The 13,088-nt window shown below is 60.6% G+C and carries 14 protein-coding genes; 9 read left to right on the top strand and 5 right to left on the bottom strand.

Annotated features, from left to right (window positions below; genetic code table 11):
* Nucleotides 1-123: 123 nt before the first annotated feature.
* The 5 genes from ppa to ACZ42Y_RS07095 all read left to right on the top strand — a co-directional run bounded on the left by ppa (nucleotide 124) and on the right by ACZ42Y_RS07095 (nucleotide 4,554).
* A complete protein-coding gene (gene ppa, locus ACZ42Y_RS07115; protein ID WP_058370652.1) occupies nucleotides 124-663 on the top strand; it encodes an inorganic diphosphatase in 540 nt (179 codons plus the stop codon).
* Nucleotides 629-1,735, top strand: coding sequence for an ARMT1-like domain-containing protein (locus ACZ42Y_RS07110; protein ID WP_083494484.1), 1,107 nt, complete (start codon nucleotides 629-631; stop codon nucleotides 1,733-1,735). The genes ppa and ACZ42Y_RS07110 overlap by 35 nt, the downstream gene beginning before the upstream one ends.
* Before the next feature lie 181 nt (nucleotides 1,736-1,916).
* Nucleotides 1,917-2,705, top strand: a complete 789-nt coding sequence (locus tag ACZ42Y_RS07105; RefSeq protein WP_058370654.1) for a radical SAM protein — start codon at nucleotides 1,917-1,919, stop codon at nucleotides 2,703-2,705.
* Nucleotides 2,706-2,709: 4 nt separating this feature from the next.
* On the top strand, nucleotides 2,710-3,105 hold the full coding sequence (locus ACZ42Y_RS07100; RefSeq protein WP_058370655.1) for a hypothetical protein: 396 nt from the start codon (nucleotides 2,710-2,712) through the stop codon (nucleotides 3,103-3,105).
* Between the two features lie 303 nt (nucleotides 3,106-3,408).
* Nucleotides 3,409-4,554, top strand: coding sequence for a tRNA guanosine transglycosylase family protein (locus ACZ42Y_RS07095; protein ID WP_464735374.1), 1,146 nt, complete (start codon nucleotides 3,409-3,411; stop codon nucleotides 4,552-4,554).
* 7 nt (nucleotides 4,555-4,561) lie between these two features.
* Here the strand turns inward: ACZ42Y_RS07095 and ACZ42Y_RS07090 are convergent, their stop codons facing one another.
* The gene (locus tag ACZ42Y_RS07090) at nucleotides 4,562-5,020 is read right to left on the bottom strand and encodes a hypothetical protein (RefSeq protein WP_058370656.1); all 459 of its coding nucleotides are present in this window, start codon (nucleotides 5,018-5,020) and stop codon (nucleotides 4,562-4,564) included.
* Nucleotides 5,021-5,115: 95 nt separating this feature from the next.
* On the opposite strand from ACZ42Y_RS07090, the gene ACZ42Y_RS07085 reads away from it, so the two are divergent.
* Nucleotides 5,116-6,405: a Glu/Leu/Phe/Val family dehydrogenase gene (locus ACZ42Y_RS07085; RefSeq protein WP_464735373.1), complete on the top strand. Its 1,290-nt coding sequence runs from the start codon at nucleotides 5,116-5,118 to the stop codon at nucleotides 6,403-6,405.
* Nucleotides 6,406-6,411: 6 nt separating this feature from the next.
* Here ACZ42Y_RS07085 and gyaR read toward each other — a convergent pair whose 3' ends face one another.
* The 3 genes from gyaR to ACZ42Y_RS07070 are packed head-to-tail and all read right to left on the bottom strand — an operon-like array spanning nucleotide 6,412 to nucleotide 8,889.
* Nucleotides 6,412-7,440: a glyoxylate reductase gene (gene gyaR, locus ACZ42Y_RS07080; protein ID WP_058370657.1), complete on the bottom strand. Its 1,029-nt coding sequence runs from the start codon at nucleotides 7,438-7,440 to the stop codon at nucleotides 6,412-6,414.
* A gap of 13 nt (nucleotides 7,441-7,453) precedes the next feature.
* Nucleotides 7,454-8,392 (bottom strand): hypothetical protein, encoded by a 939-nt coding sequence (locus tag ACZ42Y_RS07075; protein WP_058370658.1) that lies wholly within the window; start codon nucleotides 8,390-8,392, stop codon nucleotides 7,454-7,456.
* Nucleotides 8,353-8,889 carry a hypothetical protein gene (locus ACZ42Y_RS07070; protein WP_058370659.1) on the bottom strand — a complete coding sequence of 179 codons (537 nt, stop codon included), beginning with the start codon at nucleotides 8,887-8,889 and terminating at the stop codon, nucleotides 8,353-8,355. Before ACZ42Y_RS07070 ends, ACZ42Y_RS07075 begins: the two co-directional genes overlap by 40 nt.
* A 128-nt stretch (nucleotides 8,890-9,017) precedes the next feature.
* Here ACZ42Y_RS07070 and ACZ42Y_RS07065 point away from each other — a divergent pair, with 128 nt between their 5' ends.
* On the top strand, nucleotides 9,018-11,150 hold the full coding sequence (locus ACZ42Y_RS07065) for a MutS-related protein (protein ID WP_058370660.1): 2,133 nt from the start codon (nucleotides 9,018-9,020) through the stop codon (nucleotides 11,148-11,150).
* Here the strand turns inward: ACZ42Y_RS07065 and ACZ42Y_RS07060 are convergent.
* Nucleotides 11,130-11,621, bottom strand: coding sequence for a deoxyuridine 5'-triphosphate nucleotidohydrolase (locus tag ACZ42Y_RS07060; protein ID WP_058370661.1), 492 nt, complete (start codon nucleotides 11,619-11,621; stop codon nucleotides 11,130-11,132). The genes ACZ42Y_RS07065 and ACZ42Y_RS07060 overlap by 21 nt on opposite strands.
* Nucleotides 11,622-11,743: 122 nt before the next feature.
* Here ACZ42Y_RS07060 and ACZ42Y_RS07055 point away from each other — a divergent pair, with 122 nt between their 5' ends.
* Nucleotides 11,744-12,133 (top strand): 6-pyruvoyl trahydropterin synthase family protein, encoded by a 390-nt coding sequence (locus ACZ42Y_RS07055; protein ID WP_058370662.1) that lies wholly within the window; start codon nucleotides 11,744-11,746, stop codon nucleotides 12,131-12,133.
* Nucleotides 12,134-12,255: 122 nt separating this feature from the next.
* A complete protein-coding gene (locus tag ACZ42Y_RS07050; protein WP_058370663.1) occupies nucleotides 12,256-13,071 on the top strand; it encodes a KaiC domain-containing protein in 816 nt (271 codons plus the stop codon).
* Nucleotides 13,072-13,088 lie beyond the last annotated feature (17 nt).

Below are 13,088 nucleotides of genomic sequence, written 5' to 3'. Positions count from 1 at the left end.
GCCAAGCACCATACCCTGCCTAATAGTCCTATTGGCCTAAGTACTCCACGCGCCTGCCCGGCTCAGAGTATAATGATTTAATACCCTTGAGAAGGCTCCAGCTGTAGGCACACGGTGAAGCGAATGTCCAGCATACATGGGAGGCTAGGACCCGGGAAGGACGCCCCTGAGGTAGTAAACGTCTTCATAGAGATTCCCATGGGCAGCAACGTAAAGTACGAGTATGACGAGGAGGCAGGCGTCATAAAGGTTGATAGATTCCTCTACACCTCAATGGTGTATCCCTTCAATTATGGGTTCGTGCCAGGCACTCTTGAGGAGGACGGCGACCCCGTCGATGTACTCGTTATAACTGCTCAGCCGGTTCTCCCCGGCACAGTTATAGAGGCTCGGCCTATAGGAGTACTTGTTATGGAGGATGAGGAGGGCCCCGACAGCAAGATAGTAGCTGTGCCTAAGGACAAGCTCGACCCGAGCTTTAAGAATGTAAAGAGCATAGATGATCTGCCAGAGGTCTTGAGGGATAGGATAAAGCACTTCTTCGAGCACTACAAGGAGCTTGAGCCGGGCAAGTGGGTAAAGGTGCGCGAGTGGCTAGGCCCCGAGGAGGCCAAGCGCAGGATAAAGGATGCTATCGAGCGCTACCGCTCCAAGAAGGGCTGAGCCCAGGTCGAAGAATAGCCCTCTAAGAAGACCCCGTGCTGCTGTGGGGCCAGTGTTTTTGGCCACCCCTCTCGGGTCTAATAGGCTCCGGGGCCGCAGTCTCGGCAAGGCACGGGGTAGCATGGGCGGGAACAGTCCTGATGCGCAGGTGTCATTCTTGCATATAACGCCCTACTGTACGGCATGCATATCAATGAGGAGAGCTGCTGAGCTAGAAGCCCTCCCCATAGATAACTCCGAGAAGCTCGCCATATACCGGCAGCTGCTTGACGCGGTAAACCTCTATATTACACCTGACACCGAGGTAGTGGAGCTTGCTACCGTATCGTTTAGGAGGCTCAAAGCACTAGTGAAGCAGAGTACACCCTACGAGCAGCTTATAGAGCAGAACCTCAGTAAAGCCGTGGCTAGAGCAAAGAGTATAGAAGACTTGATTGCGGGCAAGCCTATAGATGAGAGGCTATCCCTCGCCCTCCGGGCGGCAAGCCTTGCAACCGGCTACAGGGCTTTCAACACCCCAGATAAGATTCTAGAGGAGCCCCCCTCTACAGTGGACTTGACAGCTCTTGGCACCTCCCTGCAAGTAGGGCGCGATGATACAAGGCGAGTGGTAAGGCTACTCCACGACCTACAGCGGAACGGTGGGACCATCTACTACCTCTTCGGCTCGGTCTTCGAGCTGCCCTATGATGCGATACTGTTGAGGATTCTCGTGAACGATTTGGGGCTTAGCGTTGCCGGCATTACACGTAGCGATAGGTACGAGGACTACGTGGTTACCGAGGACCTTGAGTCTATAGGGATAGCAGATACACTATCGGAGGTAATAGACCTGGGGAGCGATGATGTCACGGTGACAATTGATAGTAATGAGCATTTATACGAGCAGTTGAATAACGCCTCGCTGGTTGTCGTCAAGGGAGAGCTTCAGGCAACATACTTCCATAACAACCCGGTTGAGGCGCCCATGCTCTTTCTCTTTGCCGTTCCATGCCCGGTTATTGCTAGAGCCTTCAACCTGCCTCCAAGGAGCTTCAACATAGTGCTTCAGGAGAAGCCTCGGCAGGGCTAAGGCCCGGCAGGAGAGGATAGTCCTTGCACAGTGTCAGTAAGGATAGGACCTCGTCATCCCTCCGTGGCGAGGCTGGGCCGGACGGAGGCTCAGCCGGGGTTCTTTCACTCACCCACTGCTAGCCCCTAAGCATCTCCAGGTATATAGTATGCCCCTCTCCGGCAAGTGTCCAGGTGCCCGGATGGCCTCAGCCTCCAAGGGCGAGGGCTCCAGGGCCGCCCGGCCCAGGTTGAGGGGCTTTGACCCCGTAAAGCTGGCTGATGAGATAGAGAAGAGGGTGGTGAAGGGCGAGCTCCGGAAGTACTACCGGTTTAGGGGGAGCCGTTTCTATGGTGGAAGCGCTGTAGGAGATGTAGTCGGGTGCAACCTCCGCTGCGCCTTCTGCTGGACTGGGAGGCCCCGGGATGATCTAAGGCTAGGCTTCTTCGTGTCACCCGAGGAGTCGTATCGGAGGCTCACGGAGATAGCCTCCTCGAGGAGGTATAGATACGTAAGGCTGTCCGGCGGCGAGCCTACTATAGGGTTCCAGCACCTCCGAAAGCTCCTAGAGCTTATTGAGCAGGATGGGCGCTTCACCTTCATACTCGAGACCAACGGGGTGCTCCTCGGCGCCCGCCCAGGCTATGTGAAGGCTCTGGCCGGGCTCCGCCGGCTGCATGTAAGGGTCTCGATCAAGGCGTGCAGCCCCGACCTCTTCGCCCTCATAACGGGGGCCCGGCCCGAGTTCTTCGAGTACCCCATCCGTGCTATACGGTACCTCGCAGACTATGGAGTATCCTTTCATGTAGCGCTATTCGCTGCCTTCGGGAGCGAGGAGTGCTGGGCGAGGCTGCTGGAGAGGCTCGCCGAGGAGGCGGGGCCGGAGGCCCTGGAGGGTGTTGAGGTGGAGCCCCTCGTGCTCTACCAGCCCGCCAGGCGCCGCCTACGCCTTTTGGGGCTGAAGCCCAGGTTCTCCTACGAGCCGGGGTAGGCTTTTGGCTGTGAGGCTGGCCAGGGTCAACATCTTCGGGGGCTTCGCCTCTCTCGATGAGGGCGGGTCTGCTGCTCTCGACGCCTACGACTCGCCGGTGGAGACTCTGGCTAGACTCTCCTGCAAGTACATAGGCCTCCTAGCCTGCGGCCCTAAGCCAGCGGCTCTGCGGGCTCTGAGGCTCCTGGCGGGAGACCTCTACGCCGCCTACACGGGTATGGGCCTCCAGGGCCTGGTTGTGGAGGAGCGCCGGTACCGGGATCTCGGCACAGTGCTGCTGGTCATCCCTCCAGGCTGTGAGAGGCCGGAGATAGAGCTGAGGGCCGGCGGTGAGGGGGTTTTCGATGTCCGTGTATCCTGCGGCGGCGCCGGGTATGAATGTGGACTAGTGTGTCAGTGAGGTGGGCGCTTTCATCGCCGCCATGGTTGCGCGGGCTCATAGAGTGCGTAACCTCATCACCCTGAGGCTTCCCTAAACGTTGCACCCCTGGAGGCGGGTCCGTGCTGCGCGGCTCTTCACCGCCTTTTCTGCCGGCATGGCATCTGCCCTTTCGAGCTTCTTCATCCCCCTAAACCCAGGGCTCGGAGGGAGGGCTTATAGCCATAAAGTTTAACTCGCGTTTATTATACCCATGGTCTTTCCTCCGGATAACGGCTTTAGTCCATGAGGCCTCTGGTATTGCAGTAATACTGGCGTATCACCATGGGCGGTTTCAAGCTGATCCTCGGGACGCCGATCAACGCCGTGCCGCAGCCATGGTTTATCCTCAACGTCCCGGGGGTGATGGTCAACGCTTATGACATAATGAGAGTTGGTCTCAGCCGTGTGCGCGGGAGGGGCCTACGCAAGCTTCTAGGCATAGACGATGATACCGAGCTCTGGATAGACAGTGGCGGCTACCAGTTCCTCAAGAGAAGCATGGATCCAGGCACCTACAAGATAGCTAAGATCTACCGAGAGGTCGACGCCGACTATTACATTAGCCTCGACTACCCCCCGGGCCCCATGGACGACCCGAGCATGCGCGCCAGGAAAATAGCCAAGACGATATCCAGCTTCATGTCGCTCAAGGGTATGTTTAGAAGCCTGGTCGAAGAAGGAAGGCTTATCCCGGTATTCCACATATCTGTAGGCGAGTCGCTAAGGCTCCAGCTGCGCTGCTACGAGCCCCATAGCCCGGTAGCCGCGGCCGGCGGGCTCATCCCGTACTTCATGCAGCGGTCCGGTAGATACTCAAGGCTCAAGGCCGTGCTCTTCCTAATCCTCCTACGCAAGCTGTGGAGGGGGAGGCTCCACGCCCTCGGCCTAGCCTCGGCTGCCGTGATACCCCTCCTTCGGGTGGTTGGAGTCGACAGCGGGGATACTCAGACGTGGAGGCATAAGGCGGCCTTCGGAAAGATAATCGTGCCGGGCCTTGGCGAGCGCCATATAAGCGGCCAGAGGGTCCGCTTCGGCCCAGCAGTGCTCCGGGACGAGAACGAGGTAGCGGTGTACAGAAGCTTCGTCGACAAGGCATCCAAGCTGCTCAACGTGAGCCATGAGAGCCTGGTCTCAAGCTTCGAGGCCCGCGCCTTGTTCAACGCCTGGGTGCTCCTACAGGTAGCCAGCAACGGCGGCACCTACAACGGGGCCAGCAAGCCATTTGTAAAGCTCTACGAGTCGGCCAGGGCTCTATTCAGGCTTCCGCCGGAGGAGCTTGAGGCGAAGCTCGCAACCCTGCTCAGCTATCAGCCTGGCACAGTCGAGATGGAAGCTGGCGAGGAGGTGAGAGAGATAGCCACGGTAGAGCGGCTACCCAGCTCCACCCCCGGCAGCGCGGATATGGCAACCTCCATCGAGAGGGTCTAGCCAGCGCCTATGCTATGATTAGCCGGTTTCCCCCGCGTCTTTTGGCCTCGCGGAGCAGGGACGCCGCATAGCGGCGGAAAGGAGTGGCTGTGTAGGCCTCCCTCCTGCTCCTAGCCGGCTTGCCGAGGACATAACCCTTTACAGCGACTATTGTGACGCCCACGCCTATACTGTTCAACTCCCTCTGGATGCGCTCGAGATCTCTTCTCAGCTCTACCGGCTCCACCAGCGGTATCTCTATAACCGCCTCCTCGGTGCCCCTAGTCTCGTCTAGACCATACACTATCACGCCATGCCACTTCCTCAAAAACGACTCCACAAGGCTCGTAAGTAGCCCTGTAGCAGGGTTAGGCTGGTACTCGCTCCAACCTCTCTCCTCTACAACCTCGCCGAACCGGTCCAAGTCTATCATAACTATGGAGCCCTCGACGGCAATGTGCCCGCTTGACTCTGCCCTCCTCCTCATAGGGGCCCTGCCCTCCGGTGGCACAACCTAAGCACCATAAACGCATAGCGTTAAATCCCACCAGCATTATAATAAACACGTGGAGGTATGCCTCTATGTCCTCCTCAGAATCTAGGCGGTCCTCTGCCAACTCGAAGCGCCTCCTCCAGGAGGCGGAGAAGATTCTTCACCACGCTATAGAGCTGCTAGGCTACGATGAGAGCATCTACGATATGCTCCGCCTGCCCGAGCGCGTTATAGAGGTCAAGATCCCGGTGCGCATGGATGATGGCAGTGTGAGAGTGTTTATTGGCTGGAGGAGCCAGCATAACAGCGCCCTCGGCCCCTATAAGGGCGGTATACGCTTTCACCCCGGCGTAACTATGGAGGAGGTCGAGGCACTAAGCATGATGATGACGTGGAAGAATGCACTCGCAGGCCTCCCCTATGGAGGCGGCAAGGGTGGTGTAAGGGTTGACCCACATACCCTCTCCACCCGGGAGCTAGAGCAGCTCTCCCGCGGGTACATACGCGCGCTGTACAAGTACATAGGCCCCGACACCGACATACCGGCGCCAGATGTCTACACCAACCCGCAGATAATGGCCTGGATGATGGACGAGTACTATAGGCTCACCGGCGAGAACGCCTTCGCAGTGATAACCGGGAAGCCTAAGCAGCTGGGAGGCCTGGAGACCAGGGTCTACTCCACCGGTTTCGGGGTAGCTGTAGCGGCTAGGGAGACTGCTAAGAGGATGTGGGGAGGCCTCGAGGGGAGGACTGTGGCTGTGCAGGGCTACGGCAATGTGGGCTACTATGCTGCCAAGTTCCTCCACGAGATGGGCGCTATAGTGGTTGCTGTGAGCGACAGCCATGGAGGCATATACAGCTCCAAGGGGCTCGACCCGGACGAGGTTAAGCAGGTGAAGAACAAGACAGGATCAGTCATCAACTACGAGAAGGCTGAGAGGAGGATAAGCAACGAGGAGCTGCTGGAGCTGGATGTCGACATACTAGTACCGGCAGCGATAGAGGACGTTATAACAGAGGAGAACATGTCCAGGATAAAGGCCAAGCTCATCGTGGAGGGTGCTAACGGCCCCGTCACGGCGGAGGCGGACCAGTACCTATCCAGAAAGGGCGTGGTCATAGTCCCCGACATACTAGCCAACGCGGGCGGCGTCATAGCCAGCCACATAGAGTGGGTTAACAACCGTATGGGCGGCTGGGTGAGCGAGGAGGAGGCCCGCCGCCGCCTCGAGGAGAAGATGACCCGTAACACGGTAGAGGTCTGGGATTTCTGGCACCGAGCGCTCGAGCCCGGCAAGCACAGCATGAGGGATGCAGCCTACGCGTTAGCGGTGAAGAGGGTCGTGGAGGCTATGAGGCTCCGCGGCCTCATATAGTCCCTTTTAGCCCTGGGTGCTGAAGCCCGGCTTCCTCTTCTCCACAACCTCTGGGTTCACCAGGTTCGGCGGAACCTCGCCCCGCTTGAACGCCAGCAGGTTATCGAGCACGGCGCAGGTCATGGCCTCTCTGGCCTTCCTGGTGGCGCTCCCTATGTGGGGCGCCAGGACCACGTTGGGGAGCCTTGTGAGCGGGTGGTCCGGTGGCAGGGGCTCCTCCTCGAACACGTCTAGCCCGGCACCGGCTATCCAGCCCTCCCGAAGGGCCTTCACCAGCGCTTCAGTGTCTACCACAGCCCCCCGCGCCGTGTTGACGAGTATGGCTGTAGGCTTCATTAGCCGCAGCTCCCGCTCACCTATCATATGCCTGGTCTCGGGGGTTAGCGGGACGTGTATGCTTACAACGTCGGACTCGCGTAGCAGGGTCTCCAGCGGGACGTAGGTAGCGTTTAGCTCCCGCTCAACCTCCTCGGGGGCACGGTGCCTGCTGTAGTAGAGCACCTTCATCCCGAAGCCCTTCGCGCCGATCCGGGCTACCGCGCGGCCTATCCGGCCGAAGCCTATGATGCCTAGAGTCCTGCCCTCAAGCTCCATGCCGAGGAGCAGCTCTGGATGCCAGCCCGTGCCACTCCTATACCACTCCCCGCTCCTAACATAGTGGTCCGCCTCCACTATCCTCCTCGCCGTGGCTAGTATGAGAGCCCACGTGAGCTCTGCAGTTGCCTCTGTGAGCACGTTAGGCGTGTTTGTGACGTAGACCCCGTTGCGGGTGGCGCAGTCGACATCTATGTTGTCGTAGCCGACGGCGTACTGGGCCACTATCCGGAGCCCCGCCCTAGCCCCCTCGGTGAGCAGCCTGCAGTCAATATTATCTGTCAACAGCGATACTATGCCCTCAAACTCCACCGCCTTCTGGAGGAGTATGTCGTAGGGCGGGTGCCTCCACTCGGGCCAGACCTCCGCTTCGAACTCCTCTAGGAGCCTCTTAAAGCAGGGCCCCGGGAGCCTCCTGGTAACGAATATGCGGGGCTTCATAAAGGCCGCCCTCCTAGGGCCTTACGGGCCCAGGCCGGTGGTTCAAGGGTTTTACGTAGCCGCCGTGGTCCGGCACCAGCCTAACAGAGCCCTCAAAATGCTCGATGTCGCCTAGCACCTCTACCCTCAAGCCTCTCGGCATCTCTGTGTAGCGGAGCCGGTGGGTGAGCAGGTAGATCCAGTTATAGCTCCCCAGGCCTAGGCGGAGGGGCTTCTCGAGCTCCAGCTTATAGAGGGCCGGCACTGTGTAGGGAGAGACGGGGCGCAGTACACCCCTTACGAGGGCCCCCTCGGCTAGTATCCTTATGGGTGTGCAGCGTGCGGGCCTCCTGCAGGGCACGAGCTTAACATTGTACTCGAACCCGCCCATGTATCCTATGAGGACACGGTCCCCGGCTATGGCCCTGTTCAGCTCCATGTCAGCCCTGCTCCAGCCATGGCCTCTCCCGTGGTAGGGCCTCGTCACCCCCTCAATCCTTAGATCCTGTAGCAGCTTGTAGACCTCCTCAATACCGGTACCGTAGACCACGATGTCTATGTCGCCTGCCCCGGCGGGGTTGTAGGCTAGCCCTCCCGTGACACCCGCCAGCTCGGTGTAGGCCCTCAGCTCGTCGAGCAGCTGTAGCGCGGCCCTGCAGAGCCTCGTACTGCAGGAGCGCAGCCTCTTTGCAGCGGCTACTGGAGACTCGAGCCTAGCCCTCCCGGGGCGTAGGAGAAGGGTCTCCCGGCCTCCGAGGCACGGCTCCCTCCCGGCAGCCAAGCCCTCGTCGGGCGGCACTGTCCTTGGGAGGATCCAGGTCTTCCGTCCGTCCACTATCCGGGGCGTGTAGAACAGCAGGGGGAGGGGCTGGAAACACCCCTTCACAAACCCTATAGTGTGGCTCGTGTAGGCTATCCAGCCCTCGACCGGGCCTAGATCCTCGTGCAGTTTGGCGCCTCCCTCCTGGCACACACGATGATGCTCTCCAGTGTCTTCCTGACATTGTTGGATATGCCGCGGAGGAGGTAGAATATCTGAGGCAGCTCCTCCACTATCTGCCTCCTATCTGCCGGGTCGAACTCCTTGCAGTAGCTGAGCTTGCAGAGCCTTACCCTGCGGCCCTCTGCCTCCAGGCGGGTGTTGCCGCGGTGGAACACTAGCCTGCCGCCGCGCAGCGAGATAACGGTCTCGGGCTTTACGCGTACAAGAACTAGGCCGCCGTCCTCTTCGAGCGCCCTCCAGGTGACGCAGAGTGGCACGACACGGTCCTTCGCTCCTCGGGCCTCGGCTATGCACCTAAGCCTCCTCAAGGCCTCGGCTATATGATCTACGGTATCAGCTATGGCGCTTATGGCCGTGTTAGCCCTATTCTCGATAAGGCTCTCCGCCGGGCCTATACCCCTCCTTATCTGGCTGGCAAGGGCCTCCAGACTCCTGGCAGCCTCTTCAAGCCGCTCAACGATTGCCATGATTCCACCCGGCCGCTCCAAGAAGCGCCCGGCTATAAAACGGTGTCTAAGTAGCGTCATTAGAGCCTAGCGCGCCGGGCCCCATAGTGGTACGGGAGCCTGGGATAAGGGGAGGGCGGGGAGGCCCGGTGGCAGCGCAGCGGGGGCGCAGGCTAGGGCTCCGCGACATACCTGGCGTGGGCGAGAAGGCCTATGAGAAGCTGGTAGTCTACTTCGGCTCCGAGGAGGCGGCTATCCAGGCGCTGCTACGCGGCGAGGTAGCCAGGGTGGCGGAGGCCCTCTCCTCGCCGCGTAGAGCCCTACGCCTAGTCCAGCAGGCCAGAGGGCTCCTGGGCGGCTACAAGCCCGGGGAAATGCTGGGCACGCTGGACGCGGCCAGGCTTTACGACACGGCTCTCAGGCTCTTCACTCGCTACATGGCCTCCGAGCCCGGCAGGGACATAGCCGTGTCGCTAGCTCCTGTCCCCGCCAGGGCCTGGCCGGAGGTGGAAAAGAGCATAACGAGGACCAGGAGGCTTGTCGAGGCGGCCTCCCGCGTTTCACGGGACGTGCGGGGGAGGCTGAGAGGAGCCCTTGCAGGAGCCTCTTGGCCTAGGAAGCCCCTGGTGAGGCTAGACCGCGTCATCCTGGTGCCCCCTGGCAGGGGTGAGGAGGCCCGCCGCGCCCTCAGCGGCCTCGCGGAGGGCGTAGTGGTTGTTGAGGCGGGCTTGGCCGAGGAGGCTCCAGGCCATGGCCTAGTCCTCGCATACATGGTGGACACGGCCGGCCGGGAGGACGTTGTGGAGATAGACAGCCTCGACCCGTACACGGTGGTGCCCGAGGCCGTTATAGAAATACTGAGGGCTAACCGCGGCATACTCGAGGCCTTAGTCCAGCTACACGACACGGCGCCTGCTCTCCTCTCGGAGGCGGCGAGGGCTGCAGGGCTGGATCCGCGCGGGGTTGAGACGGCGGCCAGCCTTTCGAGGGAGGCGCTTGAGGCAATCAGCCTGCTTGAACGGGGCGAGGTGGACCCGGACTACCAGCGCCTCTCCTCCGCGTTGAAGAAGCTGGACTCCATAGTATCCGACATCGAGGTCTGGGTTAACGAGGAGGCCCGCCGCCGCCTCGAGGAGCGCGAGCTGAGGCTGAGCGCGGCCGAGCTACTACGGCTCATAAGCTCGCTGGAGGAGGGCCAGATACGCGTGCCCGAGGAGCTACTCGAGATATTCGAGGAAGTGAGCGCCGCGGCCGAGGAGAGGCTCGCCCAGGCCCTCGGCCTTGAGCCAGAGGAGCGCGGCCTCTTGGAGGGCCTTGTTGAGCCGAAGCCCCAGTTCCCGATAGAGGTTAGGAGAGAGCCCGTGGAGAGGCTTAGAAGCCTCCTGGAGCGCAAGAGACAGCTAATACTCTACATGTTCGCCAGGAGGCATGCCCGCAGGCTCGGGAAGCTCCTCGACCTGCTGCCGGCGGTAGCGGAGACGCTTGCCTGGAGCGACTTCGCCCTGGCAGCCACCGAGTTCATCGAGGAGAACCATGGGTCAATACCCATGCTGGACAGAAGCTTCACGGGAGTTGGATTCACCGGGGCCGCGGAAGCAGGGCTGCTGGCTGCGGGCGCCGAGGTGCAGCGCGTCGACTACATGGTTGGCTGCATCCCCTACCGTCCCGAGGGCACGAGCTGTGAGAGGGTTATACTCTTGACCGGTGCCAACAGCGGCGGGAAGACCACACTTCTGAAGACGATAGGCGAGATAGTGCTTGCGGCTCACGCAGGGCTCCCGGTGCCGGCCTCCAAGGCGTGGATAGGCGGCTTCGACCGCGTCTACTATATATCCAAGCCTACCGGCATGCTGGATGCGGGCGGCCTGGAGGAGACGCTGAGGAAGATAGCCTCTATAGTCGAGGAAGCCAGGAGGCGCCGGGTCCTCCTGCTCGTAGACGAGCTGGAGGCTGTGACCGAGGCCCACGCGGCGGCGAGGATAGTAGCTGCAATAGCGTCGTCAATAGCTGAGACAAGCGAGTCGGTGGCAGTAATAGTAAGCCATCTGGCCGGCGAGGTGATGGAGGCTATACCGGGGGATCTCCGGAGCCGCGTCAGGATAGACGGTATAGAGGCTAGGGGGCTTGATGAAAACTACAACCTGATAGTCGACAGGAGCCCCCGGTACAATTACCTAGCCCGCTCCACCCCCGAGCTCATAGTAACCAAGCTTCTCCGCCGCTCCAAGAATAGCGGCGAGAGGGCGTTCTTCGAGAAGGTGCTAGAACTTCTCACCAGCTAGCCGCTCTCCCTGGTAGAAGCCCTCATACCTAGCCCCCTGCTGCGGGTAGATCCGGATCAGCACAAGCTGAGCCACCCTTGCCCCGGCCTCCAGGCGGATTCCGCGGGGATTCCCCACCACCAACAGTGACTCGCCCCTACCACGGTAGCCGGGGTCCCAGACGGCGCAGGAGAGCAGCGCCCCCATGCGGAGCAGGCTGCTCCTCGGGAAGCAGAGCCCCAGAGTGTCCTCTGGTATGCTCACCGGGTCCATGAATACAACCTTGTAGAAGCCGGGCCCGAGGGTCCAGCCTCCCCCGTGGGGCTCAAGCGGCCTGGAGGCTGGCAGCCTCCTACCCCCGGTCCCCAGGAAGCCCTCCTCCTCGAATGCATGGATCTCGCCGACTCGTAGATCCACGCCGGCGGGCTGCACCTGCCCGGGAGCCGCTCCCGCGAGGAGACTGGCAGCTGCGAGAGCCCCTGGAAGCGCCAAAGCCGCCCAGCCCCGGCCGCCCCAGGGCCCAGCTAGCAGCTAAGAAGGCTCGTCCGGAAGCCTCCCCCATGCACCCTCCCCCGCGCCAGGGAGGGGCCCAGCTAGCCTGGAAGGGGTGGACGATGCCTCTGGGCGTCTGCGTCTCCACGTGGATATCGGTAGCGCTCCGCGTCGAGAGCCTTGGGGGTGCAGCGGCCTCGCTCCACGGCCACGACTACCGGGTAAAGGCCTGCGTCGAGGACAGCCTAGCCGAGGACAATACTGTGATAGACCATTACAGGCTCCTCAGCATGCTTGAGGAGTGCGCCAGCAGCCTGGACCATAGATACTTGAACGAGGCTCTCGGCGTGAGAGACGCAACAGCCGAGATACTGGTCTCGAGGATCCGTGGCTGCCTTGAGGAGAAGCTGGCGAGCACCGGCCGCAGCCTACACCTCGTCTACCTGGAGGCCTGCACGGCGACCGGGTACTGCTCCTACTACCGCGCAGGAGTCCCCGGGATTCCAGAGTAGCCAGTAGCCAGATTAGCCGCTACCAGCCGGATCAGGGATTATAGGCAGAGCGGGGCCGGAATGGAACGCTCTCGCCGCCCCTCCTCTGGCAGGACTGGCTGGTGCGGGGTGCCACACCAGTAATGGTGGAGATTGAGCGCCTGCCGACAGGGGTACCGGGCTTCGATAAGCTTGTGCAGGGAGGCATACCCCGGGGCTTCTTCGTAGCCGTTGTAGGAGAGCCGGGCACGGGCAAGACGATATTCTCGATACACTTCATAGCCGAGGGGATAAGGCAGGGAGACAAGAACATATACGTGACCACGGAGGAGTCAAGGGAGAGCATAATAAAGCAGGCTGCAATGTTCGGCTTCGACTTTGAAAAGGCGATTAGAGACGGCAGGCTAGTGGTAATAGACGCCCTCATGGGTAGAAGGGACGACCCCTGGAGCCTCCAGGAGCTGGACGTGGAAACCCTTGTGAACAAGGTGATAGAGGCCAAAAAGTACCTAGGCTACGGCAGGGCACGCCTCGTAGTAGACTCTATGTCGGCCTTCTGGCTCGACAAGCCAGCAATGGCGAGAAAATACAGCTACTATGTAAAGCGCGTCCTCTACCGATGGGACTTCACAGCACTCCTCATAAGCCAGTACGCAGTCACCACAAGCCTGGGCTTCGGCTTCGGCATAGAGCATGTAGCGGACGGCATCATAAGGTTCAGGAAGTCCATAGTAAGGGGGGAGCTGAGGCGGTACGTGATAATAGAGAAGATGAGGCAGACGGAGCACAGCCTGCAGATGCACGAGATAGAGATAAGGAACGGCTCCGGTATGAGAGTCAAGGCGCCCACCGTATATAGGAAGGAGGACACCACGTTACCCCCATCAGTGGCCGCAAGGATGCTAGCAGCAGAACTCCAGAAGCTGCTTGAAGTCCCCGATAGCGAGAGCGAAGCATAGAAGAGCATCCCCGGCAG

It is taken from the genome of Pyrodictium brockii (assembly GCF_055379715.1).
This window is presented reverse-complemented; position numbering and strand designations above follow the sequence as displayed.

Excerpts from the sequence above, each read along its gene's own strand:
- ppa (WP_058370652.1), top strand. The coding sequence starts at position 124 with ATGTCCAGCATACATGGGAGGCTAGGACCCGGGAAGGACGCCCCTGAG.
- ACZ42Y_RS07110 (WP_083494484.1), top strand. The coding sequence starts at position 629 with ATGCTATCGAGCGCTACCGCTCCAAGAAGGGCTGAGCCCAGGTCGAAG.
- ACZ42Y_RS07105 (WP_058370654.1), top strand. The coding sequence starts at position 1,917 with ATGGCCTCAGCCTCCAAGGGCGAGGGCTCCAGGGCCGCCCGGCCCAGG.
- ACZ42Y_RS07095 (WP_464735374.1), top strand. The coding sequence starts at position 3,409 with ATGGGCGGTTTCAAGCTGATCCTCGGGACGCCGATCAACGCCGTGCCG.
- ACZ42Y_RS07090 (WP_058370656.1), bottom strand. The coding sequence starts at position 5,020 with ATGAGGAGGAGGGCAGAGTCAAGCGGGCACATTGCCGTCGAGGGCTCC.
- ACZ42Y_RS07085 (WP_464735373.1), top strand. The coding sequence starts at position 5,116 with ATGTCCTCCTCAGAATCTAGGCGGTCCTCTGCCAACTCGAAGCGCCTC.
- gyaR (WP_058370657.1), bottom strand. The coding sequence starts at position 7,440 with ATGAAGCCCCGCATATTCGTTACCAGGAGGCTCCCGGGGCCCTGCTTT.
- ACZ42Y_RS07070 (WP_058370659.1), bottom strand. The coding sequence starts at position 8,889 with ATGGCAATCGTTGAGCGGCTTGAAGAGGCTGCCAGGAGTCTGGAGGCC.
- ACZ42Y_RS07055 (WP_058370662.1), top strand. The coding sequence starts at position 11,744 with ATGCCTCTGGGCGTCTGCGTCTCCACGTGGATATCGGTAGCGCTCCGC.
- ACZ42Y_RS07050 (WP_058370663.1), top strand. The coding sequence starts at position 12,256 with ATGGTGGAGATTGAGCGCCTGCCGACAGGGGTACCGGGCTTCGATAAG.